This window comes from Novosphingobium fuchskuhlense (assembly GCF_001519075.1).
GTDB classification, from domain to species: Bacteria; Pseudomonadota; Alphaproteobacteria; order Sphingomonadales; family Sphingomonadaceae; genus Novosphingobium; species Novosphingobium fuchskuhlense.
In genome coordinates this window covers 1,910,380-1,933,205 of the sequence record NZ_KQ954244.1, presented here as the reverse complement: position 1 = coordinate 1,933,205, position 22,826 = coordinate 1,910,380, and the positions used below count along the sequence as shown (strand labels likewise).

Genomic DNA, 22,826 nt, shown 5'->3' with positions numbered 1-22,826 from the left:
TCACCGCGCCTTCAGCACGTCCTCCACGGCCGTGCAGATCTGCGTCACGCTGAACGGCTTGGCGAGGAAATACATGCCCGGAATGTCGATCTCGCGCCGCAGCTGTTCTTCGGCATAACCCGACATGAACAGCACCGGAAGGTCGGGCCTCAGGTTGCGGATTTCGCGCGCCATGGCGGGGCCGTCCATGCTGGGCATGACGACATCCGAAACCACGAGATCGAATTCCTCGCCAGCCGAGATGGCGCGGCCAAGCGCTTCAAGGCCGTCCTCGCCATCACTGGCGGTGGTCACTTCATAGCCCTGCCGCACCAGCGCCCGCTCAGCCACGGCGCGCACGGTGTCCTCGTCCTCCACCAGCAGCAAACGCCCCCCGCCCGACCATTGCTTGCGCCGCGCCGGCAGCTTCGCAGCGGAGGCGGCCGCTGCGGCTTCCGCCACGTCGGCAGCATCGGGCACGTGCACCGGGAAATAGATCGAGAAACGCGTTCCCTTGCCCACTTCGCTTTCGGCAAAGATGAACCCGCCCGATTGCTTGACGATGCCATACACGGTCGAGAGCCCGAGCCCGGTGCCCTTGCCCTTTTCCTTGGTGGTGAAAAACGGCTCGAAGATCTTGCCGATCTGCGCCGGAGGGATGCCGTGCCCGGTGTCCTCCACGATCAGCGCCGTATAATCGCCGATCGGCAGGATCTCACTCTTCATCGCGCGGACGTCGGCTGCGGTGACCTTTTTCGTCTTGAGACGCAGCACGCCGCCACCCTTGGTCGCGGGGATGCCGCCCGAGGCGCCGTTTCCGGTCCCTGTCATCGCATCGCGCGCATTGACCGCCAGGTTGAGGAGAACCTGCTCAAGCTGCACCGGGTCTGCGCGGACGAGGCCGAGGCCGCGGTCATGCGTCACGTCCAGCTGGATCTTCTCGCCCAGCAGGCGCTTGAGCAGAGTGGAGATTTCCGCGACCACATCGGGCAGCTGCAGCACCTCGGGTCGCAGCGTCTGCTGGCGCGAGAAGGCGAGCAGCTGGCGTGTCAGGCTGGCCGCACGGTTGGAATTCGCGCGGATCTGCTGGATATCGTCATAGTCGCTGTCGCCCGGCGTGTGGCGCATCAGCATGAGGTCGCAGTAGCCGATGATCGCCGTCAGCACGTTGTTGAAATCGTGCGCGACGCCGCCGGCCAGCTGGCCCACCGCCTGCATCTTGGTCGCCTGTGCGATCTCGCGCTTCAGGCGCGTTTCCTCGGACGAATCCTTGAGGCTGAGGATCACTGCCCCTTCGCCGAGGCCGCGCACGCCGGCAAGGCTGAGCGACACCGGATCCTCGGGCGCCGCCCGCAGCCGCACCGCCACATCGCCCGCGCCGCCGGACCCCTGGGCAAAGCGGCGCACCGCATCGGCCAGCGCGCCCTTGTCCTCGCGAATCACGAGATCGGACGGGTACGGCGGCGGGCCGCTCTCGTCGTGCCCCGCCGCGCGCAGGAAGGCCTTGTTGGCAAACAGGAACCGCCCGTCGCGGTCGGTCATGGCAAGGCCGAGCGGCAGGCGCGAGAGCAGCGCCTCGATCTGCGGAATGCCGGTGCGGGTGTCACCCACCCCGCCCTCGTTGTCGATCAGCAGGAAGAGCGAAGCCGTCTGTGCAGGGTCCGCCGCCGCTGTTCCCGTCGCCACGGCGTCCGGATCGGCGATCGGCACATGAAGCATGCGCACCGAGGCGCCCCGGTTGCCCTCACGCGCATAGAAAATGCGCTCCTGCTCGTCGGCGCTGAAATAGCCGACGAAATCGCTGCCTGCGACATCGGCGTCGGCATCGCCGAGTGCACGCGCCGCGAACAGGGCATTGGCCGCATGGATCCGGCCGTCCGGCGCCACGGCGACAACCTGAATGCCTTCACGGCCCAGCGCCTTGCCGACCTTGCCGCACACATGCGCGACAACCTCGTCCAGCGCATCGCGCCGCATAACAGGGGCAAAGCGCCAGATCAGGAAGTCCTGTCCGCGCCCTGCCCGGCTTATCTCAAGCCGCCATTCGCGGCTTCCGGCATGGATCTGTTCGATCACCGCCTGCCCGTCGCGCCAGGCCGCGCGTGCGGCATCTTCCAGCGCTTCGTTCTGCGCGGAATCGAGGGCCAGCCGTGGCGGTGCAGCGCCGATCCCGAAGCATTCGGCAAAGTGCGCATTGGCGCAGGTCAGGCGGCCGGCGCGGTCGATGATCGCGGTCGCGTCCTCGCCCCGCTCGATCGCGGCGTGAGTCACGGACCAGTCCGGCGGCGCGAAATCAGCCGTTTCCACCGGCTCGCGCTGGCGCAAAGCCAGGTCCAGCGCGATAGCAAGGCAGCCCACGCCGCCGGCATAGGCCAGCGCCATGACCGGCTGGCCGGTCGCAAGCCACAGCAGCAGGGCGCTCGTCAGCACGGCCAGCGCCACGAGGAGCCGCTCGCGCCAGCGTGGAGCCCCGGGCGCGGCGGCATCCGCGGTCAGAGTATTGACGCTCACGCTGCTGTCATCCCCGGCAGACCAGCCATTATCGCGCATGATGCGCCTTTGATGCGCTCACCCATGTTCGCGCATGATTCTGGCCTTGTCACGCTGCCAGTCGCGGTCCTTGATCGTTGCACGCTTGTCGGCGTTGTTCTTCCCCTTGGCGAGCGCAAGTTCGACCTTGGCCCGGCCCCGCCCGTTGAAATAGACCGAGAGCGGCACCAGCGTCATGCCCTTGCGCTCCACCGCACCGGTAAAGCGGGCGATCTCGCGCTCCTTCAGCAGCAGCTTGCGCGGCCGCTTGGGTTCGTGATTGTAGCGGTTGCCGTGGCTGAATTCGGGGACGTTCGAATTGACCAGCCAGACCTCGCCGTCCTTCACCTCGGCGTAGCTTTCGGCGATCGAGCCCTCGCCAAAGCGCAGCGACTTCACTTCGGTGCCGGTCAGCGCGATCCCCGCCTCGTAGACGTCCTCGATGAAATACTCGAAGCGCGCGCGGCGGTTTTCGGCGACGATCTTCTTCTTGTCGAAGGCGGGCGGGGTGGGACGGACCATGGTCATGGCCATGTAGGCCCCTCATGCCTGAAAGAAAAGGGAGGCATCCCCCGCCACGCCCCAACCTTTTGCCATTGCAGCGCGAACGCGGGTGCAATCGGAGCTTGCCAAGCCCGCGCTGCAGCGCACAAAAGGCGGCGGGGGCAGGCACGACGCAATCAGGGCGCAACATCGGCGCGACAAGGATCACGCGACATGGCCGGCACAGCGAAACCCCTTCCACCTGAAGCCCCACCCGAAGCCCCACCCGAATCCAACGTGCTCGTACTCCAGGGCGGCGGCGCGCTGGGTGCCTATCAGGCCGGCGTGTTCGAGGCGCTGGCCGCTGCGGGGCATGAACCCTCGTGGGTTGCGGGCATCTCGATCGGGGCGGTCAACGCCGCGCTGATCGCCGGCAACCCGCCCGAACGCCGCCTCGCGGCCTTGCGTGCCTTCTGGGACCACGCCTCCTCGCGGGTGCCCTTCCCCTCGCCGTTTGCCGATGGCTGGGGCCGCCGCCTGTTCAACGAAGCAGCAGCCGGCGTCGTCGCGATGAGCGGCATTCCCGGCTTCTTCACCCCGCGCCTCACGCCGCCGTGGCTGGCCCTGCCCGGCTCGCCCGAAGCCACCAGCCTCTACGACACCGCCCCTTTGCGCGAGACCTTGCTCGAACTCGTCGATTTCGATCTGCTCAACAACGGCCCGATGCGCTTCAGCGTCGGCGCGGTGAACGTGCTCTCGGGCAACTTCACCTATTTCGACAACCGCGAGCGCCTGATCGGGCCCGAACACATCATGGCAAGCGGCGCCCTGCCCCCCGGCTTTTCCGCCGTGATGATCGATGGCGAGCCTTACTGGGACGGCGGAATCGTCTCGAACACGCCGCTGCAATATGTGCTCGATACGCGCGGCGGCGCCTCGCCGCTGCTGGTCTTCCAGGTCGATCTGTTCAGCGCGCGCGGGATGATGCCGCGCACGCTGCCCGAGGCCATGCAGCGCGAGAAGGACATCCGCTTTTCCAGCCGCACCCGCCTCGGCACCGATCTGCAAGTGCGGTTCGAAGCCATGGCCGCCGCCGCCTCGCGCCTCGCCGCGCGCCTGCCGGACGCCCTGAAGGACGACCCCGATCTGGCCGCGCTGATCGGACAGGCGGTCGATGATCCGGTCACGATCCTCCACCTCATCAATCGCGGCGAGGATTTCGAATCGCAGGGCAAGGACTATGAGTTCTCGCGCATGACGATCGAGGGCCACTGGACCGCCGGGCGCAGCGATGTCGAACGCTCGCTTGCCAGCCCGCGCTGGAAAAACCGGAACCGACCCGATTGCGGCATCGTTACCCTCGATCTTGCCTGACCCATTCCAGATGGAGCCTCCCCCCATGAACCTTGAAAACAAGATCACCCTGGTCACTGGCGCGGCCAGCGGCATCGGCCTCGCCATCGCGCACCGCTATGCGGCCGCCGGGGCCAAGGTCGCCATTGCCGATCTGAAGCTGGAAGCCGCACAGGCCGCCGCCGATGCGATCAACGCAGAGCATGCGGGCGCGGCGATGGCCGTCGCCATGGACGTGACCGACGAGGATCAGGTGAACGCCGGCGTCGCTGCCGTCGTCGCGGCCTGGGGCACGGTCGACGTTCTGGTTTCCAACGCCGGCATCCAGATCGTGAACCCCATCGAATCCTTCGCCTTTGCCGATTGGAAGAAGATGCTCGCCATCCACCTCGACGGCGCGTTCCTCACCACCAAGGCGGTGATCCCGCATATGTACAAGCAGGGCTCCGGCGCGATCCTCTACATGGGCTCGGTCCACTCCAAGGAAGCCAGCCCCCTCAAGAGCGCCTATGTCACCGCCAAGCACGGCCTCCTTGGCCTGTGCCGCACGGTCGCCAAGGAAGCCGGCCCCAAGGGCGTGCGCACCAACGTGATCTGCCCCGGCTTCGTGCGCACGCCGCTGGTGGACAAGCAGATCCCCGAACAGGCCAAGGAACTCGGGATCAGCGAGGACGAGGTCGTCAAGAAGGTCATGCTCGGCCAGACAGTCGACGGCGAGTTCACCACGGTGGACGACATCGCCGAACTCGCGCTGTTCTTCGCCGCCTTCCCCAGCAACGCGCTGACGGGCCAGTCGCTGGTGGCGAGCCATGGGTGGTCGATGGGGTAGGTCGGGCACCCGCGCATCCGTCTGCGTTGCACCCAGCGATCCGTTAGGTCGCCTTACATTGACCTTGCGCTTGGGCTAAAGCATCCGGGACTCCAGACCCGGGCCGCTCCGGCCCCCAGCAAGTGCAGGCAAAACCATGACCAACCCGACCGCAGCCGAACTCCACCGCATCTTCGAACTCCAGCAGGCGAACCAGTGGAATGTGAAGGCCTCCAGCGCCGACGTGCGCAAGGCCAAGCTCGCTGGCCTCAAGGCCGCGGTCGAGGCCCATGCCGATGCCATCGTCGCTGCCGTGCTCGAAGACACGCGCAAGCCCGAGGGCGAGATCCGCGTCACCGAGGTGCTGAACGTTACCGCCAATATCCAGCGCAATATCGACAATCTCGATGCGTGGATGGCCCCCACCGAAGTCGCCACCTCCCTGAACCCCGCTGACCGCGCGCAGATCCGCTATGAAGCGCGCGGGGTCTGCCTGATCCTCGGGCCGTGGAACTTCCCATTGGGCCTCGCGCTCGGGCCGCTGGCTGCGGCCGTCGCGGCGGGCAACACCGCCGTGGTCAAGCTCACAGACCTCTGCCCCGCCACCGCCAAGGTCGCCGCCAAGATCATCGCCGAAGCCTTCGATGAAAGCGAAGTCGCGCTCGTCGAGGGCGATGTCAGCGTCGCCACCGCGCTGCTCGAACTGCCGTTCAACCACATCTTCTTCACCGGCAGCACCCGCGTCGGCAAGATCGTCATGGCCGCCGCCGCCAGGCACCTCGCCAGCGTCACGCTCGAACTCGGCGGCAAGTCGCCCGTCATCCTCGATTCGGGCGCAGATATCGACAAGGTCGCGGCGCAGCTTGCGGGTGCCAAGCAGTTCAACGGCGGACAGGCCTGCATCAGCCCGGATTATGTCTTCGTGCGCGAGGAACAGCAGGCCCAGCTGGTCGAAGGCTTCAAGACCAATGTCGCGAAGAACCTCTATGACGAGACCGGGGCGATCAAGAAGGAAAGCATCGCCCAGATCGTCAACCAGGCGAACTTCAACCGCGTGAAGGCGCTGTTCGACGATGCCGTGGCCCAAGGCGCGACCGTCGCCGTGGGCGGCACGATGGACGAGAGCGATCTCACCATCCACCCCACGCTGCTGACGGGCGTCACCCCGCAGATGAAGATCCTGCAGGAGGAAATCTTCGCCCCCGTCCTGCCGGTGATGAATTACGAGACCATCGATCAGGCGATCGACTACATCGCAGCGCGCGACAAGCCGCTGGCGCTCTATGTCTACTCGGACGACGAGGCGAATATCGAGAAGGTGATCAGCCGCACCTCATCGGGCGGCATGACGATCAACGGCGTGTTCTCGCACTATCTTGAAAACCACCTGCCCTTCGGCGGCGTCAACGCCAGCGGCTCGGGCAGCTATCACGGCTATTTCGGGTTCAAGGCCTTCAGCCACGAACGCGCGATCTACCGGCATATGTGAGGGGCGGCCGTCAGCCGCGCGTATAGCGGCAAGCAGGGTTCCCGGTTTCCATCGCACCGCCTGCGACCCTGTAGACGATGGCCCCCGAACTGCCGTTGGCCGTGACGGCGGAACCTGCAATCGCGTAAGATGTGACCTCCATCGGCCATTCTTCATTGGCATAGTCAGTGCCGACGATTTTGTCGGCACTGACCGTGAACTTCACATAGCAGCCCTTTGGCGCGGGTTGCTGCAGGGTCCATTGGCCGAACAACGGATTTCCTGCGGGAGCCGTTGTCGGCGCTGGCCGCCCGGTCGTTCCGGTCCGCTGGAACACACAGGTGCTGCGCTCGCCTCGCCATTGCATCGCATTGGGGCCAAGCATTTCATATCGCGTCGGATTGGCATTGTTGCCAATGACATAAACCACTTTCGGGCTGACGTTGTAGGTCACCTTGTGGGTCCCGCTATAGCCGGGATCCGGGTTGACATCGGTCTGGGATGTGGCGGTGAAGCTGACGTCTGTGCCGCAGGTTCCCGGCGGACCGCTGTTCAGGTGCCATGCGCCGATGATCGGGTTCCGATGCCCCGCGCCATAGGATGACTCCCCGCAACCGACCGCACAGGCCGCCGCAAGCATGGCAAAGACTGGCGCAAATCCTTTCATGGCCCGCATCCTCATCCGTCCGGATCCCTTTCGGCGGATCCAGATCGGGATGCTAACAGAGTTTCTGCATTCAGGCCAAACAGCGTGTGTCAGCTGGAATTACGGCATACCGCCGAGGAAACCTAAACCAGCCCCGCATGCGCCAACGCCGCATCGACAGCGGCGCGCGCCGCATCGCTGCACGGAACCAGCGGCAGGCGCAGTTCTTCGGTGATGTCGTCGTGCACGCGGCTGAGGGCATACTTCACCGGACCCGGCGAGGCGTCCTCGAACATCGCGTAATGCAGCGGATAAAGCAGGTCGTTGATCTCGCGCGCCTTCTCGAAATCGCCCGCCGCGCAGGCCGCCTGGAAATCGGCGCAGAGACGCGGGGCGACATTCGCCGTCACCGAGATACAGCCCACCGCGCCCGCAGCATTGGCCGGGAGCGCAAGTTCATCATCGCCCGATAGCTGGCAGAAATGCTTGCCGATGCCCATGCGGTGGTCGGTCACCCGCGAAAGATCGCCGCTCGCGTCCTTGATGCCGACGATCTTGTCCGGATAGCGGCGCGCAAGCTCACACACCGTCTCGGGCAGGATGTCGGTCACCGTGCGCCCCGGCACGTTGTAGAGAATGATCGGCAGGTCGCTGTTTTCGGCGAGGTAGCCGAAATGCGCGAGCAAGCCCGCCTGGCTCGGGCGGTTGTAATAGGGCGCGACGCACAGCGCGGCCTTCGCGCCGCTCTTGCGCGAGAAGGTCATGTGGAGGTGCGCGTTCATCGTGTCGTTGCTACCGCAGCCCGCGATGACCGGCACGCGGCCCGCGGCCTGCTCCACGCAGACCTCGATCACCCGGTGGTGTTCGGCGTTCGAAAGCGTACTCGCCTCGCCCGTCGTGCCGCAGGGCACCAGCGCCGATGAACCATTCTCGATCTGCCAGTCGACCAGCCGGCGGAACGCCTTCTCGTCGAACACCCCACCGCGAAAAGGTGTCACCAAAGCCGGAATGGAGCCGGAAAACATGGACTTTGCCCTTCGATTTGCGCCAAATGGCCTTCTGCCGCGGCGTTCGCAGCCCAAACGCCGCCGTGATAGGCGCCTGATAGGAAGACGAAAGCCGGAATGTCCAGCATGGAGATGAGTGCGAGCTTGCGAAAGCTGCTGCTGGGCGGCGCATTGCTCCCCGTGCTGGCCGCCTCGGCGGCGTGCCACGCCAGCGATGTCGATGCCGGCGCCACGGCGTGGGATGCCGCGCGCGCCAGGCTCGTCGCGCAGGGTCAGGGCCCGATGGCCCAGGCAATCAGCCGCTGGCAGATGCTCACCGCCTCGAATGCCTATGCCTTTTCGGACTATTCGGGCTTCATCCTCAGCTATCGCGGCTTTCCCGAGGAGGAGAAGCTGCGCCGCGCCGCCGAAGTCGCGCTCGAACGGCAAGGTGCCGATCCGGCCGCCGTCACGGCCTTCTTCGACCGCGTGCCCCCGCTGACAAACCCCGCTCGCGCGCAATATGCCCTTGCGCTCAAGGCGCTCGGCCGCCCCGAAGCGGACAGCGTGGCGCGCGCGGCCTGGCGCGGCGGTTCGATGAGCGAGGCATCGGAAGCCGCGATCCTCGCCGGGTGGGGCGGCACTTTCACGCCCGATGACGAAGACGCGCGGATGGACGCGCTGCTCTGGGCCGGAAACCCCTCCCCCGCCGCGCGCCAGACCGCGCGCGTCAGCCAGGCCCGGCGCGGCCTGTTTGCAGCGCGGCTGGCCACGCTCATCGGTCTCGATCCCTATGCCGCAGCCGATGGCCTCAGCGGCGAGGTGCTCAATGCCGATCCCGGCTTCATCTGGTCGCGCGCGCGGCAGCTGCGCCGCCAGGGGAATGGACCCGCAGCGCAAGCCCTGCTGGCCAACCGCCCGCTGCTCGCCCGGCCTCCGCTGAGCCGCGACAAGTGGGTGGATGAACTCCTCGCCAATGCGCGCGGGGCGGCGGCGGCGGGCGATGCGCGCACCGCCTGGCGCATCGCCGCCGGGATCGACGATGCCTTCGCGCGGAGCGAAGATGTCAGCCAGATGCCCTATGATCTGCGCGACGACTACACCTCGCTGATGTGGCTCGGCGGCCAGCAGGCACTGCGCCAGCTGGGAAGCGGCGCCGATGCCGCGCCGCTGTTCTGGCGCTATGGCGCGGCCGCGCGCACACCGGGCACGCGGGCCAAGGGCTTCTACTGGGCCGGCCTTGCCGCCGCGCAGGGCGGGCAGCAAGCCGTGTCGCTGCGCTATTTCGAAATGGCCGCCACGTATGCCGACCAGTTCTACGGCCTCCTCGCGCTTGAGCGCCTCGGCCGCCAGGTCCCGCGCTTTGCGGCCGATGCCGATGTCCAGCCTACGCCCGAGGAGCGCGCCCGCTTCAACGCCTCGCTCCTCACCGAGGCCGTGCGCGAAACCGCCCGCGACGCGGACTGGCGCACCACCGTCCGCTTCTTCCGCGAGATCAGCGACCAGCAGCAGACCAAGGGCCAGCACGTCCTCGTCGCCCAGCTCGCGCGCGAAATCGGCCGCCGCGATCTTGGCGTGATCGTGGGCCAGGCCGCTGCCGCACGAGGCTACCTCGATTTCCAGCATGTCGCTTTCCCGGTGATCCCGGTGCCGCAGGGCTACGAGCACGCCTGGACGATGATCCACGCCATCGCCCGGCAGGAAAGCCAGTTTGCCCAGAACGCCGTGAGCCATGCCGGCGCGCGCGGCCTCATGCAGCTCATGCCCGCCACGGCGGGCGAGCAGGCCGGCAAACTTGGCCTCTCGTTCTCGGCGTCGGCGCTGATCGATGATGCCGGCTTCAACCTCCAGGTCGGCGGCGCCTATTTCCAGCGCCTGCTCACCTATTTCAACGGCAGCTATCCCCTCGCCGTCGCGGCCTACAACGCGGGCGCGGGCAATGTGAACAAGTGGCTGCGCGCCAATGGCGATCCGCGCAGCGGCAATCCCGACTGGATAGACTGGATCGAGCGCATCCCGCTGTCAGAGACGCGCAACTACGTCCAGCGCGTGATGGAAAACGCCGTCGTCTACGAAGCGATGTATCCGGACAAGGCCAGCTACACCGGCCCCAATCCGCTCAGCCATTTCCTCGGCAAGCCGCAACCGGGATAAGGCTCAGTCGGGCAGCATGTCCTGCAGCCGGGCCAGCAGCTTCTGGATGTTCAGCGCCGCCAGCTTGAACGTCTCGACGTCTTCCTTGTTGTTGTCGGCCTTGGCTTCCTCGGCCGCTTCGGCATAGCCTTCGAGGTCCGCCTCGAGCGCGTCCACCAGGATCTCGAGTTCGTCTTCGGTCAGCGTCAGCGCGATGGTCTTGGCCATGATATCCTCGTCGAAAGCAATGCCCCCGCCCTAGGGCCGAGCCTCGACCGGGGCAACCTTTCAAGCAGGGCCATCCCCGGCTACACCGCAAACAATGCAACCTGATGGCAACCCGATCACCCCCGCCGGCATGGCCGCGCTGCGCGCCCGCTATGATCATCTGCTCGGCACCGAGCGCCCCGCGATTGTCGAGATCGTGAGCTGGGCGGCGGGCAACGGCGACCGCTCCGAAAACGGCGATTATCTCTATGGCCGCAAGCGCATGCGCGAGATCGACCGCGAGCTGAACTTTCTCGCCAAGCGGATGAAGGCCGCCCGCGTGATCGATCCCGCCGGCCAGCCGGACCAGACCCGCGTCCTCTTCGGCGCCACGGTCGAGATCGCCGACGAGGACGATGCGAGGCTGGTCCTCACCCTTGTCGGCGATGACGAGCAGGATGCCACCGCCCGCCGCATCGGCTGGAGCGCCCCGATTGCCCGCGCCCTGCGCGGCGCGCGGGTGGGCGATCTGCGCAAGGTCAGGCTTCCCGGCGGCGAAAAGGAATGGGAAGTGATCGCGATCACCTATCCCGCCGCCTGAGCTCCTCTCCATTTTTGCGCAGCACAAATGGAGAGGTGGCCGGCCGCAGGCGGGTCGGAGGGGTCTTTCTCAGCGAAACGGCGCGTTAAGCCGCACGATCGCCCAGTTGAGCCACGCCGCAAAGCTCACCCACGCCAGATAGGGCAGGATCAGCTTGGCCGCGAAGGGCGAGATCGGCCACAGCCCCACCACCAGCGCCACCAGCGAGGCCCACAGGAACACGACCTCGATCAGCGCCCAGTCCGGCCGCCGCAGCTTGAAGAACAGCGGGCTCCACAGGAGATGGAAAAGCGCATTGGTGGCAAACAGGATCACCACGCTCATGCGCGCGGCATCGCTGGTGGCGGCCTCCCACGCCGCCGCCGCGGACCACGCCGCAAGGCCCAGGATCACCGTCCAAGCCGGGCCGAACAGCCAGTTCGGCGGCTGCAGCCGCGGCTTTCTCAGGTTCGCGTACCAGGAGCCGATCGGCGTCATCAGCCCGCCGACGACACCGAGCAGGATCGCACCACCAGCGGCAACAACAACAGGCATGGACAGCACAAGCAAAAAGCCGATCAGGTTAGCCGATGAGAGACCAGCGCTTGCCACACTCCACCGCGCAGCGACAGCGGTTTCAAGAGGCAAGCGCTCAGAGCTTGCCGGCCAGATGCCGTCCCAGGTTCCAAAACACCGGAGGCACCACCTGCCGCGCCGCTTCGCCCGCGCGCTGGCGCAGGCTCGCACCCGCGCCGGCGGGCACCACATCCGAAGGGGCAAACCGGCCCTTGCCGTCGAGTGCAAACACCGTGCTGTGATAGCCCAGCCGCTCGCGCAGGCCGATCCGGCGGGTGTAGTAATACGTCGCGACCGAACGGCGCGGCGTGGTTCCGCCCGTGTCGATTGGCACGGTGTGGCCATGCCAGCTGTGCGCCCCGTGCGCCATGATCACCGTCCGCCCCAGTTCCGGCGCGATGGAGCGCACCACCCGCTTGCGCCGCGCGCACCACAGTTCCAGCTGGCCGCCCCATTCCGGCTGCCAATCGGCATTGAGATAGGTGATCACGACGAGGGCATTGTCGAGCATGGTCTGCCGGTGCCGGTTGAAATCGCGGTGGATCGCAAAGCGCCCGCCATCGCGGCTCTCGTGGAGCCCGCCGTTCATCAGCATGGGGTCGACGATCAGCGGGGCGAGGCCTGTTATGTCCTGCAGGAAATCCACCATCGCATGCCGGTGCATCAGATCGAAATAGCGCTGCGTGGCCGGCCCGAAAGCCGATGGCCGGCCCGAACGATGCGTCCGCTCGCGCGCATTGGCAATCGCGCGCCCGCCCGTCAGGCCGCCGTCGAACTCCCCCGCCACCCGCAGCAGGAATGCGGGATCGAACAACCCGCCCACCACCAGATGCGGAAACGGCTGCGCCCCGGCAAACGCGGCCCGGAACCGCGCACGCAGCCCCGCGTCCCCCAGATCGGGAAGCTCGGCCGCTTCGCGCCGCGTCCAGGAACCCTGCAGATTGATGGTGTGCACCTCGCGTCCGTCGCGTAACGAAGATGCGCCCCGCGCCCGCCCTTGCCAACTAGGGCGCCAACTAGGGATCGTTGCGCAGGGTGGAGCGTCCGTGCTGCGATTGTCCGCACAGGGCCGTCCGCAAAGGGCCGTCCGCAAAGGGCCGTCCGCAAAGCGCGGCGAACCAAAGTGGAGATCACGCAAATCGGTTTCCTACACACCCCCGCCAGTGGCATGGTGCGGGTCGCTCTTTGAACCGTCATGGTCGTGCAAGCTGCAAGCGGCCCGCTCGTCCTGCCCACACGGGGGTTGGCGGATGGCTGCATTTGTCCGGTGGGCCGTTTCCAACACGCGTGTCAGCCAGCCCTGGGGCGGGTTGGCGGAGATTTGCGCTATTATTCTTGTTTTTCATGCGCTTGAGAGCCGGACTCCCGGAGCTCTCTATTTCGCTCTGGACTGTGTCAACCGTGTCAACCTCCCGGCCCTAAACCGCCCCCTGCCCCTCGCCTTCCGCCGTCCTTCCCGCTATCAGAGGCGTCATGCCCAGCTCCCGCTTCTTCATCATGCGCCACGGCGAAACCGTCTACAACGCCGCCCGCCGCCTTCAGGCGAACCACATCCACACCCCGCTCACCGCGCTTGGTGTGCAGCAGGCCCACGCCATGGGCGCGGCGCTGCGCGAGGTGCTCGGGCCCTCGCCCGCCGTCACGCTCCACGTCTCCGAAACCGGCCGCGCGCTGCAGACCGCAGCGATGATCGCGCACGAACTGGAGCTGGACTGGTTCGCCGCACGGCGCACCCATGATCTCAAGGAGATCGACATGGGCTCATGGTGCGGCCGCCTTTACGACGATGTCGAGGCCGAGGTCGGCCCCATCGTCATCGCCGATCACCTCCTGCGCCCCGCACCTGATGGCGAGGACTATACGATGATTGCCGCGCGGCTGGCGAACTGGCTCGAAGAGACCGCCGGGATCGACGGGGACCACATCGTGGTCATGCACGGAATTTCCAGCCGCGTTCTGCGCGGGATGATGGCGGGCTATCCCGTCCACCCCGATCTCGGCGCTCCCATCGCGCCCTCGCTTGTCCAGGGCTCGATCTCGCTGGTTCAGGATGGCCGCGAGCGCGTGCTGTTCGGCTCGCAGCGGGGCAGCGAGCACGCCTGATGGGCGAAGTCGTCAACTTGCGCCTCGCCCGCAAGGCGGCAGCACGCCGCACGAAGGAAGCCGAAGCGCAGGCCAACCGCGCCGCCCACGGCCGCACCCGCGCCGAACGGACCGCGAGCCGCGCCGAAGCGGATCGCGCCGCGCGGCTGCTCGATGGGGTGAAGCGGGAAGGTAGCGACTGATGCGCTCGACCAGCGACAGCACCAGCGTGCGCCTCTACCACCTCGCCGACGGCCCCGAAGGCGGCGCGGCGCAGACGCTGCTCTACGGCACCCTCGCCGAAGCCTTGCACCTTGCCGCGCAGCAGCCGGAGGAGATCCAGGCCGACCTCTTCATCGCGACCGACAACGACGTCGTCGCCTATCTCGATCTGATCGACCCATGAAACGATGGGCGCTGGCCGCCGTATCGCTGCTCGCCGCCGCGCCCGCGATGGCGCGTGACAGCCTCGGCATCTGGAACAGCTGGGGTGCCTTTTCCGATGCGGGGGTGCCTCGCTGCTACGCCATTGCCATGGCCGATACCGTCGCGGGGCGCAGCAATGAGTTGCAGCCCTACTTCACGGTCGGCACCTGGCCCCGACGCGGGGTGCGCGGCGAAATTCACGTGCGGCTCTCGCGCAAGATCGGGCCTTCCAGCACGGTCACGCTTGCTGTCGGCGGCCAGCGTTTCGCCCTCGTCGCCGGCGTGGCGGATGCTTGGTCGGCAGACCGGCGCATGGATGCGGCCATTGTCGCCGCGATGCGCTCCGCCGCGACTTTGAGCGTCACTGCCCGCAGCGCTGGCGGCAAGGTCTTCACCGATAGCTACACCTTGGCAGGGGCCGCCTCGGCGATGGACGCCGCGATGCTGGGCTGCGCACAGAACTGACGCCCGTTTGCGCCTGCGCCCGCTTGCCCCTATATGCGCGCGATGCAGATTGCCCCACAAAGCCTGACCATGCCGATCCCGGGACATATCGATCCCGTTCCCGTTCCCCGCGAGGTGACCCCGCGTGAAGATGGCCGGGTCGACCTGATCGGCCTGAGCCGGCCGCAGATTGCGGCGCTGTTGGGCGAAGCCGGGCTCGATGCCAAGGCCGCCAAACTGCGCGCGAAGCAGGTGTTCCATTGGCTTTATCATCGCGGCGTGACCGACTTCGAGGCGATGACGGACATTGCCAAGGCGATGCGCCCCTGGCTGGCAGCGCGCTTCGTGATCGGCCGGCCCGATGTGGTCGAAGCACAGGTGTCGAACGATGGCACGCGCAAGTGGCTGCTGCGCACGGCCGATAACCACGATTTCGAGATGGTGTTCATCCCCGATGCCACGCGCGGCACGCTCTGCGTCTCGAGCCAGGTCGGCTGCACGCTCAATTGCCGCTTCTGCCACACCGGCACGATGCGGCTCGTGCGCAATCTCACGCCGGGCGAGATCGTTGGCCAGGTCATGCTCGCCCGCGACGTGCTGGGCGAATGGCCGCGCGGCTCGATGGCCGTGCCGGACAGCGATGACGATTTCGACGATGGCGACGACGAAGCAGCGACCGACTACACGCCGGACGGCCGCCTCCTGACCAACATCGTGATGATGGGCATGGGCGAACCGCTCTACAATTTCGACCATGTCCGCGATGCCCTGAAGGTGGTGATGGACGGCGACGGGCTCGCCCTCTCCAAGCGCCGCATCACGCTCTCGACCAGTGGGGTCGTGCCGATGATGGCCCGCGCGGGCGAGGAAATCGGCGTCAACCTTGCAGTCTCGCTCCATGCGGTGACCAAGGAGGTGCGCGACGAGATTGTTCCGATCAACCGCAAATACGGCATCGAGGAATTGCTGCAGGCCTGCGCCGACTATCCCGGCGCTTCCAACGCACGCCGCATCACGTTCGAATATGTGATGCTCAAGGACAAGAACGACCGCGATAGCGATGCGCACGAGCTTGTCCGCCTGATCAAGCAGTACGGCCTGCCTGCCAAGGTGAACCTCATTCCCTTCAACCCCTGGCCGGGCGCCCCCTATGAATGCTCGGCGCCCGAGCGCATCAGGCGGTTTGCCGAGATCGTGTTCAACGCCGGCATCTCAGCTCCCGTGCGCACGCCGCGCGGGCGCGATATCGATGCTGCCTGCGGACAGCTCAAGACCGCAGCCGAGCGCAAGACACGCGCCGAGCTCGATCGGCTCCTGGAAGAGAAACAGGCCGCGCTGGGATAACCGCACTTTTTCCTGGTCAGCATAGTCTCCGCCGACAGCGCCCGAGGGCACCTTGCCGGCAAGGGAGAACAATGGTGCGCAGAAACCTGGTCCTGGCAGCCTGCTGCGCCTGCAGCTGCAAGGCCCAGCCGATACCACAGGCAGAACAGGCACTGCCATTTCCCCGGCAGGGCATCTACAGCGAGGTCGTCACTGACCCGAAGGGCTGGCAGGCGAGCCGCGTGGAGTATCTGAACCTCGCGGACAGGGATCGCTTCGAAAAGTTCATCGTCAAGTTGGCCGGCCGCAGATGTAAGCCGCCGCCGCCAAGCATCGCAGCCGGTACGTTTGTCCTTGAAGTACGCTGCGACACACCCGAACAGGATATCCGCAGCATCCCAATGAGGCACCTGGAGCGCGCAGGAACTCACGCTTATCCGCGAAACGACGGTGTTCGGGCTCAGGCTGTGCGAGCGCTTTGTCTATAGCCACAACGGGGAACGGAACGCGCCGCGTGCTCGTGTTATCATCGAGAACAGCCCCGCCGCTCCCCGAGGAGTGGCAGGGCCATTTAAATCCCGACCAGCGCTGGTCCAAGCGAAGTGCCGGCGGGGCAGAATCGGGTGGAATATCCCGTCAACTTGCCGAGAAACTGCTCGAAAGCCTGAAGGTCGTCTGCAGCGTCGCACCGTTGACGTAGCGGACCCGGTACAGCGTCGCCGTGCCCACCGCCCCGCAGAGGCGCACGGAGAGGTTGCTTGCGCCACCCGCGGCCACGGCCTGGCTGGCGATGGCCTGATAGGTCGCACCGGTATCGAGCGACTGGTCGATGAACAGCGTTCCCGCCTGATCGGCAAAGGCGGTGGCGTTGAAGAAGGCCAGCTGGCCTGCGCTGTTGGCCCGGCCCGTGCCGGTGAACGTGGCCGAGGCGGCAAGCGCAGCAGTGCTGTCGGTGAAACCCGTGCCGGCATTGACGGTGCCGGAAATGGTCGCCGTGCCGGTCACCGAAACGCTGCCGATGCCCGATGTGCCCGCCGCGAGCGAAACTCCGCTGGACGGTGCCACCTGCTGCTTCTGGCTGAGCACCACCGCGACGGTGCCGCTGGTATAGGTCGAGACACGGGCCCGCACGAAGGCCGCCGAAGAAACGTATGTAAAGACCCCCGCAGCCGTCGAGGTCGTGGCAGGCGCTGCCGTCGGCGCCGCCGCCGAAATGACCGGAAGCGTGACCCAGTTGGTGTTGTCGTTCGATTGCTCATAGGTAATCGTGCAGGTCGTGCCCGCATTCGTGACATGGAACGAGCCACCCATGTAAAGGTTGTTGCTGGCGGCAACGACGGTGGTGGCTGACGTCACGCTGCCCGAGACGGTCGCACCTTCGCTGCACGAGCGGTAGATCGCCGAAAGCCAACCGGTCAGGCCGGTGCCGCCCGTCGGCATGGTCGTGCCGGTGATGGCCGCAGCGGCAGGTTCAAGATTGGCAAGATCGCTGGCCATTCCGATCGAGAGGCTTGCTGCCGCTGTCTTCGCCCCCAGGCTCGCCGGGAGCTGCCCCGAAATGGCCGTCAGCGATGTATTGGTCGCCGTCTGGTTCGCAGCCGTCGCCGCGCCCGCAGGCAGTGGCAGGCTTGAAGCGCTGACCGCCTGTGTTGCCGGGAAGTTGCCCACTGTGACACCAAGCGTTGCGGTATCGCTTGCAAGCGCGACCGGCAAGCTCTGCGCCATCGTCTTCTGGCCCAGTGTCGCGGGAAGCTGCCCCGAAATCCCAGCCAGCGAGAGGTTTGTTGCCGTCTGGTTTGCCGCTGTCGCCGCACCCGCAGGCAGCGGCAGGCTGACGGCACTCACCGGCTGCGTCCCCACGCTCCCGGAGATTGCGACCGGCAGCGGCGCAGCTGCACTCACATTCTGGGCCGTTCCATCAACATTCGTGAAAGCGACTGCGTTGGCGGGTGTGAACAGAGCGGGAAAGGTAACGGGTGGGTTGGGCATGAAATCTCTCCGGAGAGCGGGGGAAGCGCGCCAAAACTAACCTATATGGTTTTTGTAGGAAAGTTTTTTGATCCAAAAGAGTATTTCAGCGTGCCTTGCACCCAGTTCGTCGCCTTTGCGCGGGCGTTCATCGGCGGTTGGGCATCGCAGTTCCACGGTTCCGGGACATGATCCGTCACACCCGCAGCAACACCGAAAGGATGCGCACCATGAACAGGTTCATCATCGCTGCCACGCTCGCTGGCGCCGGGTTAGGCGCAGTCCCCGCACTCGCTGACCCGCCTTACTGGGCACCCGCCCATGGTCGCCGTGCCCACCACAGCGAATACGATCGCTATGGCCGTTATGCTGAGCCGCGTCCCCTCTCCAGCCATGACCAGGTCTGGCGCGGACGCGATGGGCGCTACTACTGCAAGCGCAGCAATGGTACGACCGGCCTGGTGATCGGCGCAGTCGGCGGCGCACTCGTGGGCCGCACGATCGACACGCGCGGAGACCGCACGCTCGGCACGCTCCTCGGCGCAGCAGGCGGCGCTTTGCTGGGCCGCGAGATCGACCGCAGCGGCTCGCGATGCCGCTGATGCATAGCACATTTCCGCCGCGCCGCTTGCCCGCGCGGCGTTTGCGCGTCATAGCCATGTGCACCGGTTAACCGGTCAACGAGGTCGCGCCCCATGTCCATGATTTTGCTCGATGCCGCGCTGCGCCGATTGGTAAAAAGCGGCACGCTGACGCTGACAGAGGCTTCCGGGCGCCAGCGCCTTTATGGCAAGGCGACGACAGGCTGGCCGGACCTTGGCCTCAGGCTCCACGATGCGCGCGTGCCCGCTGCGATTGCCCGCAATCCAAGCCTCGGCATGGCGGAATGCTTCATGGACGGGCGCGTCACCATCGAGAACGGCGACATCATGGATTTCGTCGGCTTCATCCGCCGCAACAATCCGTGGGACAAGGGCGGCGATCTCGACAACCTGAACCTGTTCGACAAGGCGCGTGTGGCCATCACCGGCCGTCTCGACCAGATCAACCAGCGCCGCTCCTCAAAGCGCAACGTCGCGCATCATTACGATCTCGACGACCGCCTCTACGACCTGTTCCTTGATCCCGCACGCCAGTATTCCTGCGCCTATTGGGACGAAGGCGTCACCACGCTCGAGGAAGCCCAGATAGCCAAGATGGACCACATTGCGGCCAAACTGAACCTGCAGCCCGGCATGCGCGTGCTCGATATCGGCTGCGGCTGGGGCGGGCTGGCGCTGCATCTCCACAAGATCTCCGGTGCCTCGATACACGGCATCTCCCTCAGCGTCGAACAGATCGGCTATGCCAAGGCCTGGGCGGAGCGCGAAGGCGTGGCGGACAAGGTGACCTTCAGCCTCACCGACTACCGCGACCAGCAGGGGCCGTTCGACCGCATCGTCTCGGTCGGCATGTTCGAGCATGTCGGCGTGCCCAATTACGAGACCTTCTTCCGCAAGTCCCACGATCTGCTCGCGGTCGATGGTGTCATGCTGCTGCACACCATCGGCCGGTCCGGACCGCCCAACATCACCGACGATTTCACGCGCAAGTACATCTTCCCCGGCGGCTACATCCCGTCGCTGAGCGAGACGGTGAAGGCGATCGAGCCGTGCAAGCTCATGCTCACCGATTGCGAGATCCTGCGCCGCCACTACGCGCTGACATTGCGCGAGTGGTACAGGCGCTGCGCCGAGCAGGAAGAAACGATCACCCGCATCTACGACGGGCGCTTCTTCCGCATGTGGCAGTTTTACCTCGCTGGTGCGGCTACGGGCTTCGAGCACGCCGATCTGGTCAATTTCCAGCTCCAGATCGTGCGCAACCGCGATGCCTTGCCGCTCACGCGCAATTATATCCGCGACGCCGAGCTGGCCTACCGCGGCGATCGCCACCGTCCGGCCTGAGCAGGCCTGCGCTCAAGCTCCACAGCCGCCAGTGTCCCCGCGTGGGACACCTGCGGACCGCACATTGCCGCACATGGTTACCCCTGTCGCAAGGTGAGACAGGAGCAGCGCGGCTTGCGCACCGCGACTGTTGCAATTGGCCCCGCGAACGCCAACGTTCTGGCGCATTGCAACGTAACGAAGGTCCTGTCCGATGCGCCGTTTGTCGTCCGCCTCGTTCCCGCACGGTATTCCCGCCGCCCCAAGCCCGGCGAGGCCCGTCGAAGTCGCGCCGGGCGTCGACTACCGGCTTGACCGCGACGCTACCGATCTGGTCGTGACGGCCGGGGATGCTGGCGGTCGCCGCGCCGTGCTCACCGGCAACACGCTCGACAACACGATCACCGGCAGCCTCGCAGACGAGACGATCCGCGGCCTTGCCGGCAATGACACGATTGTCGGCGGCGGCGGACGGGATACCCTGCTCGGCGGCCGAGGCAACGACACCCTCGTCGGCGGCGACGCGGCGGACCGCCTTGCCGGCGGCGAAGGCAACGACGTGCTCGTCGGCGGAGGCGGCAACGACGTTCTGAGCGGCGGCGACGGCAACGATGTGCTGGCCGGTGGCGCAGGGCGCAATCGTCTGATCGGAGGCGCTGGCAACGATGATTTCTCCTCGGACGGGCCCGCGCACGTCACTGGCGGCAGCGGCATCGATCATTTCCAGAACGGAACTGCCGGCGGCTGGCGCTTCATCTACACCTCGGCCACGGATTCGACGCCGGGAGCGGTCGATATCTTCAACAACTTCCGCGCCTTCAATTCGGCCAATCCGCGCGGACACGACCTGATCGATCTGTCCGCAGTCGATGCCGATACGACGCAGGCCGGCAACCAGCACTTCACGCTCGTCGATGCTCCCACAGGCCATGCGGGCGAGCTCTGGCTGCTGCGCGGCGCAATCGGCGCGGGTGAGGACGGCTACCAGTTCAGCTGGATCAGGGGTGATGTGAACGGCGACGGCGCGGCCGATCTGGAAATCCGCCTCCCCACCATCATCGGCCTCGAGAACCTGATCCTCTGACCTGCAGGCCATGCGCAGACAGCACGGTGGTTGCACGCGCGCGGCGGCCCTGCTAGCCGCCGCGCCATTCACTACCTGTCCACGGGAAGCTGGCTGCCATGTCTGAACCAAAGCGCTCCGATATCAAGCGCGTCGTCCTCGCCTATTCGGGCGGTCTCGATACCAGCGTCATCCTCAAGTGGCTGCAGGTGACGTACGGCTGCGAGGTGGTGACGTTCACCGCCGATCTCGGCCAGGGCGAGGAACTCGCCCCGGCCCGCGCCAAGGCCGAACTGATGGGCGTCAAGGCCGAGCACATCTACATCGACGACCTGCGCGAGGAATTCGTGCGCGATTTCGTCTTCCCGATGATGCGCGCCAATGCCCGCTATGAAGGTGATTACCTGCTCGGCACCTCGATCGCCCGCCCGCTCATTTCCAAGCGCCTGATCGAGATCGCGCGGGAAACTGGCGCCGACGCGGTCGCACACGGTGCCACCGGCAAGGGCAACGATCAGGTGCGCTTTGAACTGTCTGCCTATGCGCTGGAGCCGGGCATCAAGGTCATTGCTCCGTGGCGCGAATGGGATCTCACCAGCCGCACCGCGCTGATCGCCTGGGCCGAGGCGCATCAGATCCCGGTGCCCAAGGACAAGCGCGGGGAAAGCCCGTTCTCGACCGACGCGAACCTCCTGCACACCTCCTCGGAAGGCAAGGTGCTGGAAGATCCGTGGCAGGAGACGCCGGACTACGTCTACAGCCGCACCGTGAACCCCGAGGACGCGCCGGACACGCCTGAATACATCACCATCGATTTTGCCAAGGGCGACGGCGTTGCTCTCAACGGCGAGGTGATGTCGCCAGCCACTCTGCTTGCTGCGCTCAATGAGCTTGGCCGCAAGCACGGCATCGGCCGCCTCGATCTCGTCGAGAACCGCTTCGTCGGCATGAAGAGCCGCGGCATGTACGAGACCCCGGGCGGCGAGATCTATGCCCGCGCGCACCGCGGCATCGAGAGCATCACGCTCGACCGGGGCGCCGCGCACCTCAAGGACGAGCTGATGCCAAAGTACGCCGAGCTCATCTACAACGGCTTCTGGTTCAGCCCGGAGCGCGAGATGCTGCAAGCCGCGATCGATCACAGCCAGGCGCGGGTGAACGGCACTGTCCGCCTCAAGCTCTACAAGGGCAATGCCTCGGTCGTTGGCCGCAGGTCTCCGGACAGCCTCTATTCGGAACGCCACGTGACGTTCGAAGACGATGCCGGTGCCTACGACCAGAAGGACGCAGCGGGCTTCATCAAGCTCAACGCGCTGCGGCTTCGTCTGCTGGCCCAGCGCGGCCACTGAGACCCGCCCGAATCAAAACCTGAGACGTTTCCGCAGCTTGCGAAGTTGTCCACCAGCCTTTGGGCTGCCTGTGGATAACTTTGCTTTTTGCTGCTTGTGCGACTCAGATCCGGAGCGCAGCATCTGTCGTGTCGAGAGGGAAGTCAGCCTCCTGAAAAGAGCCGCAAGGCACTGATCAGAAGGTGAAAATTTCCTGATCGGGCAGGTCCGGAAAGTATGCGTTGAAACCAGTTCCAACGTGCTGAGGCGCGGCTGGAAGCGGTGGAGGCGCAGACCGGAAAGACCGGCTCCGGAAGCCGGAATGGCGTCCCGAAGCAAGGCAGATGCGGCAGGGCCGATGGTCGAAAGGCCGGGGGCAGCACCCAGCAGATGCAACGCGAGGGGCAGCACGCCAGACTGTGCAGACGGGCCCTTCTCTCCCCACGGGGGGTATCGTCCAATGGCGAGGCCGCCAGGCCGGACCGGCGGGAGCGTCGCCCGAGGAAGAGCGAAGGAAAC

At 66.1% G+C, this 22,826-nt stretch carries 22 protein-coding genes; 14 read left to right on the top strand and 8 right to left on the bottom strand.

Going from position 1 to position 22,826, the window contains the following annotated elements; translation table 11 throughout:
- Both AQZ52_RS09040 and smpB read right to left on the bottom strand, forming a co-directional pair.
- Window positions 1-2,529 (bottom strand): ATP-binding protein, encoded by a 2,529-nt coding sequence (locus AQZ52_RS09040; RefSeq protein ID WP_082697644.1) that lies wholly within the window; start codon window positions 2,527-2,529, stop codon window positions 1-3.
- An 18-nt stretch (window positions 2,530-2,547) separates the two neighbouring features.
- A complete protein-coding gene (gene smpB, locus AQZ52_RS09035) occupies window positions 2,548-3,030 on the bottom strand; it encodes an SsrA-binding protein SmpB (RefSeq protein ID WP_067909775.1) in 483 nt (160 codons plus the stop codon).
- A 195-nt stretch (window positions 3,031-3,225) separates the two neighbouring features.
- Between smpB and AQZ52_RS09030 the strand changes: the two genes are divergently transcribed.
- The 3 genes from AQZ52_RS09030 to AQZ52_RS09020 all read left to right on the top strand — a co-directional run bounded on the left by AQZ52_RS09030 (window position 3,226) and on the right by AQZ52_RS09020 (window position 6,641).
- Complete coding sequence (locus AQZ52_RS09030; protein ID WP_082697643.1) at window positions 3,226-4,365, top strand: patatin-like phospholipase family protein; 1,140 nt, start codon at window positions 3,226-3,228, stop codon at window positions 4,363-4,365.
- A 25-nt stretch (window positions 4,366-4,390) separates the two neighbouring features.
- A complete protein-coding gene (locus tag AQZ52_RS09025) occupies window positions 4,391-5,173 on the top strand; it encodes a 3-hydroxybutyrate dehydrogenase (protein WP_067908692.1) in 783 nt (260 codons plus the stop codon).
- A 136-nt stretch (window positions 5,174-5,309) separates the two neighbouring features.
- Entirely contained in the window at window positions 5,310-6,641 is a 1,332-nt protein-coding gene (locus AQZ52_RS09020; RefSeq protein ID WP_067908690.1) for an aldehyde dehydrogenase family protein, read from the top strand.
- 10 nt (window positions 6,642-6,651) lie between these two features.
- Here AQZ52_RS09020 and AQZ52_RS09015 read toward each other — a convergent pair whose 3' ends face one another.
- Window positions 6,652-7,074, bottom strand: coding sequence for a hypothetical protein (locus AQZ52_RS09015; protein ID WP_156424832.1), 423 nt, complete (start codon window positions 7,072-7,074; stop codon window positions 6,652-6,654).
- A gap of 335 nt (window positions 7,075-7,409) precedes the next feature.
- A complete protein-coding gene (gene dapA / locus AQZ52_RS09010) occupies window positions 7,410-8,291 on the bottom strand; it encodes a 4-hydroxy-tetrahydrodipicolinate synthase (RefSeq protein ID WP_067908686.1) in 882 nt (293 codons plus the stop codon).
- A 108-nt stretch (window positions 8,292-8,399) separates the two neighbouring features.
- Here dapA and AQZ52_RS09005 point away from each other — a divergent pair, with 108 nt between their 5' ends.
- A complete protein-coding gene (locus AQZ52_RS09005) occupies window positions 8,400-10,406 on the top strand; it encodes a lytic transglycosylase domain-containing protein (RefSeq protein ID WP_240481491.1) in 2,007 nt (668 codons plus the stop codon).
- Window positions 10,407-10,409: 3 nt separating this feature from the next.
- Here AQZ52_RS09005 and AQZ52_RS09000 read toward each other — a convergent pair whose 3' ends face one another.
- A complete protein-coding gene (locus AQZ52_RS09000; RefSeq protein ID WP_067908683.1) occupies window positions 10,410-10,613 on the bottom strand; it encodes a hypothetical protein in 204 nt (67 codons plus the stop codon).
- 94 nt (window positions 10,614-10,707) lie between these two features.
- Between AQZ52_RS09000 and AQZ52_RS08995 the strand changes: the two genes are divergently transcribed.
- A complete protein-coding gene (locus AQZ52_RS08995) occupies window positions 10,708-11,193 on the top strand; it encodes a GreA/GreB family elongation factor (RefSeq protein ID WP_067908681.1) in 486 nt (161 codons plus the stop codon).
- A gap of 69 nt (window positions 11,194-11,262) precedes the next feature.
- Here AQZ52_RS08995 and AQZ52_RS08990 read toward each other — a convergent pair whose 3' ends face one another.
- On the bottom strand, window positions 11,263-11,727 hold the full coding sequence (locus AQZ52_RS08990; protein ID WP_067909768.1) for a TspO/MBR family protein: 465 nt from the start codon (window positions 11,725-11,727) through the stop codon (window positions 11,263-11,265).
- 97 nt (window positions 11,728-11,824) lie between these two features.
- Window positions 11,825-12,703, bottom strand: a complete 879-nt coding sequence (locus AQZ52_RS08985) for a 2OG-Fe(II) oxygenase (RefSeq protein ID WP_067908679.1) — start codon at window positions 12,701-12,703, stop codon at window positions 11,825-11,827.
- A gap of 518 nt (window positions 12,704-13,221) precedes the next feature.
- Between AQZ52_RS08985 and AQZ52_RS08980 the strand changes: the two genes are divergently transcribed.
- The 5 genes from AQZ52_RS08980 to rlmN are packed head-to-tail and all read left to right on the top strand — an operon-like array spanning window position 13,222 to window position 16,044.
- Window positions 13,222-13,851 (top strand): phosphoglycerate mutase family protein, encoded by a 630-nt coding sequence (locus AQZ52_RS08980; protein WP_067908677.1) that lies wholly within the window; start codon window positions 13,222-13,224, stop codon window positions 13,849-13,851.
- Window positions 13,851-14,033: a DUF4169 family protein gene (locus AQZ52_RS08975; protein WP_067908675.1), complete on the top strand. Its 183-nt coding sequence runs from the start codon at window positions 13,851-13,853 to the stop codon at window positions 14,031-14,033. Before AQZ52_RS08980 ends, AQZ52_RS08975 begins: the two co-directional genes overlap by 1 nt.
- Window positions 14,033-14,236, top strand: coding sequence for a hypothetical protein (locus tag AQZ52_RS08970; protein WP_067908673.1), 204 nt, complete (start codon window positions 14,033-14,035; stop codon window positions 14,234-14,236). The genes AQZ52_RS08975 and AQZ52_RS08970 overlap by 1 nt, the downstream gene beginning before the upstream one ends.
- A complete protein-coding gene (locus AQZ52_RS08965) occupies window positions 14,233-14,721 on the top strand; it encodes an invasion associated locus B family protein (protein ID WP_067908670.1) in 489 nt (162 codons plus the stop codon). Before AQZ52_RS08970 ends, AQZ52_RS08965 begins: the two co-directional genes overlap by 4 nt.
- A gap of 33 nt (window positions 14,722-14,754) precedes the next feature.
- Window positions 14,755-16,044 carry a 23S rRNA (adenine(2503)-C(2))-methyltransferase RlmN gene (rlmN, locus tag AQZ52_RS08960; protein WP_156424831.1) on the top strand — a complete coding sequence of 430 codons (1,290 nt, stop codon included), beginning with the start codon at window positions 14,755-14,757 and terminating at the stop codon, window positions 16,042-16,044.
- A 615-nt stretch (window positions 16,045-16,659) separates the two neighbouring features.
- On the opposite strand, the gene AQZ52_RS08950 is transcribed toward rlmN, so the two are convergent.
- Window positions 16,660-17,925: a hypothetical protein gene (locus AQZ52_RS08950; protein ID WP_156424830.1), complete on the bottom strand. Its 1,266-nt coding sequence runs from the start codon at window positions 17,923-17,925 to the stop codon at window positions 16,660-16,662.
- A gap of 296 nt (window positions 17,926-18,221) precedes the next feature.
- On the opposite strand from AQZ52_RS08950, the gene AQZ52_RS08945 reads away from it, so the two are divergent.
- The 4 genes from AQZ52_RS08945 to AQZ52_RS08930 all read left to right on the top strand — a co-directional run bounded on the left by AQZ52_RS08945 (window position 18,222) and on the right by AQZ52_RS08930 (window position 22,328).
- Window positions 18,222-18,593 (top strand): glycine zipper 2TM domain-containing protein, encoded by a 372-nt coding sequence (locus AQZ52_RS08945; RefSeq protein WP_067909762.1) that lies wholly within the window; start codon window positions 18,222-18,224, stop codon window positions 18,591-18,593.
- Window positions 18,594-18,692: 99 nt separating this feature from the next.
- The gene (locus tag AQZ52_RS08940) at window positions 18,693-19,937 is read left to right on the top strand and encodes an SAM-dependent methyltransferase (protein WP_067909759.1); all 1,245 of its coding nucleotides are present in this window, start codon (window positions 18,693-18,695) and stop codon (window positions 19,935-19,937) included.
- A 193-nt stretch (window positions 19,938-20,130) separates the two neighbouring features.
- The gene (locus tag AQZ52_RS08935; RefSeq protein ID WP_067908661.1) at window positions 20,131-21,000 is read left to right on the top strand and encodes a calcium-binding protein; all 870 of its coding nucleotides are present in this window, start codon (window positions 20,131-20,133) and stop codon (window positions 20,998-21,000) included.
- Between the two features lie 98 nt (window positions 21,001-21,098).
- On the top strand, window positions 21,099-22,328 hold the full coding sequence (locus AQZ52_RS08930; RefSeq protein ID WP_067908657.1) for an argininosuccinate synthase: 1,230 nt from the start codon (window positions 21,099-21,101) through the stop codon (window positions 22,326-22,328).
- Window positions 22,329-22,826: the final 498 nt, after the last annotated feature.

Excerpts from the sequence above, each read along its gene's own strand:
- AQZ52_RS09040 (WP_082697644.1), bottom strand. The coding sequence starts at position 2,529 with ATGCGCGATAATGGCTGGTCTGCCGGGGATGACAGCAGCGTGAGCGTC.
- smpB (WP_067909775.1), bottom strand. The coding sequence starts at position 3,030 with ATGGTCCGTCCCACCCCGCCCGCCTTCGACAAGAAGAAGATCGTCGCC.
- AQZ52_RS09030 (WP_082697643.1), top strand. The coding sequence starts at position 3,226 with ATGGCCGGCACAGCGAAACCCCTTCCACCTGAAGCCCCACCCGAAGCC.
- AQZ52_RS09025 (WP_067908692.1), top strand. The coding sequence starts at position 4,391 with ATGAACCTTGAAAACAAGATCACCCTGGTCACTGGCGCGGCCAGCGGC.
- AQZ52_RS09020 (WP_067908690.1), top strand. The coding sequence starts at position 5,310 with ATGACCAACCCGACCGCAGCCGAACTCCACCGCATCTTCGAACTCCAG.
- dapA (WP_067908686.1), bottom strand. The coding sequence starts at position 8,291 with ATGTTTTCCGGCTCCATTCCGGCTTTGGTGACACCTTTTCGCGGTGGG.
- AQZ52_RS09005 (WP_240481491.1), top strand. The coding sequence starts at position 8,400 with ATGGAGATGAGTGCGAGCTTGCGAAAGCTGCTGCTGGGCGGCGCATTG.
- AQZ52_RS09000 (WP_067908683.1), bottom strand. The coding sequence starts at position 10,613 with ATGGCCAAGACCATCGCGCTGACGCTGACCGAAGACGAACTCGAGATC.
- AQZ52_RS08995 (WP_067908681.1), top strand. The coding sequence starts at position 10,708 with ATGCAACCTGATGGCAACCCGATCACCCCCGCCGGCATGGCCGCGCTG.
- AQZ52_RS08990 (WP_067909768.1), bottom strand. The coding sequence starts at position 11,727 with ATGCCTGTTGTTGTTGCCGCTGGTGGTGCGATCCTGCTCGGTGTCGTC.
- AQZ52_RS08980 (WP_067908677.1), top strand. The coding sequence starts at position 13,222 with ATGCCCAGCTCCCGCTTCTTCATCATGCGCCACGGCGAAACCGTCTAC.
- AQZ52_RS08975 (WP_067908675.1), top strand. The coding sequence starts at position 13,851 with ATGGGCGAAGTCGTCAACTTGCGCCTCGCCCGCAAGGCGGCAGCACGC.
- AQZ52_RS08970 (WP_067908673.1), top strand. The coding sequence starts at position 14,033 with ATGCGCTCGACCAGCGACAGCACCAGCGTGCGCCTCTACCACCTCGCC.
- AQZ52_RS08965 (WP_067908670.1), top strand. The coding sequence starts at position 14,233 with ATGAAACGATGGGCGCTGGCCGCCGTATCGCTGCTCGCCGCCGCGCCC.
- rlmN (WP_156424831.1), top strand. The coding sequence starts at position 14,755 with ATGCGCGCGATGCAGATTGCCCCACAAAGCCTGACCATGCCGATCCCG.
- AQZ52_RS08945 (WP_067909762.1), top strand. The coding sequence starts at position 18,222 with ATGAACAGGTTCATCATCGCTGCCACGCTCGCTGGCGCCGGGTTAGGC.
- AQZ52_RS08940 (WP_067909759.1), top strand. The coding sequence starts at position 18,693 with ATGATTTTGCTCGATGCCGCGCTGCGCCGATTGGTAAAAAGCGGCACG.
- AQZ52_RS08935 (WP_067908661.1), top strand. The coding sequence starts at position 20,131 with ATGCGCCGTTTGTCGTCCGCCTCGTTCCCGCACGGTATTCCCGCCGCC.
- AQZ52_RS08930 (WP_067908657.1), top strand. The coding sequence starts at position 21,099 with ATGTCTGAACCAAAGCGCTCCGATATCAAGCGCGTCGTCCTCGCCTAT.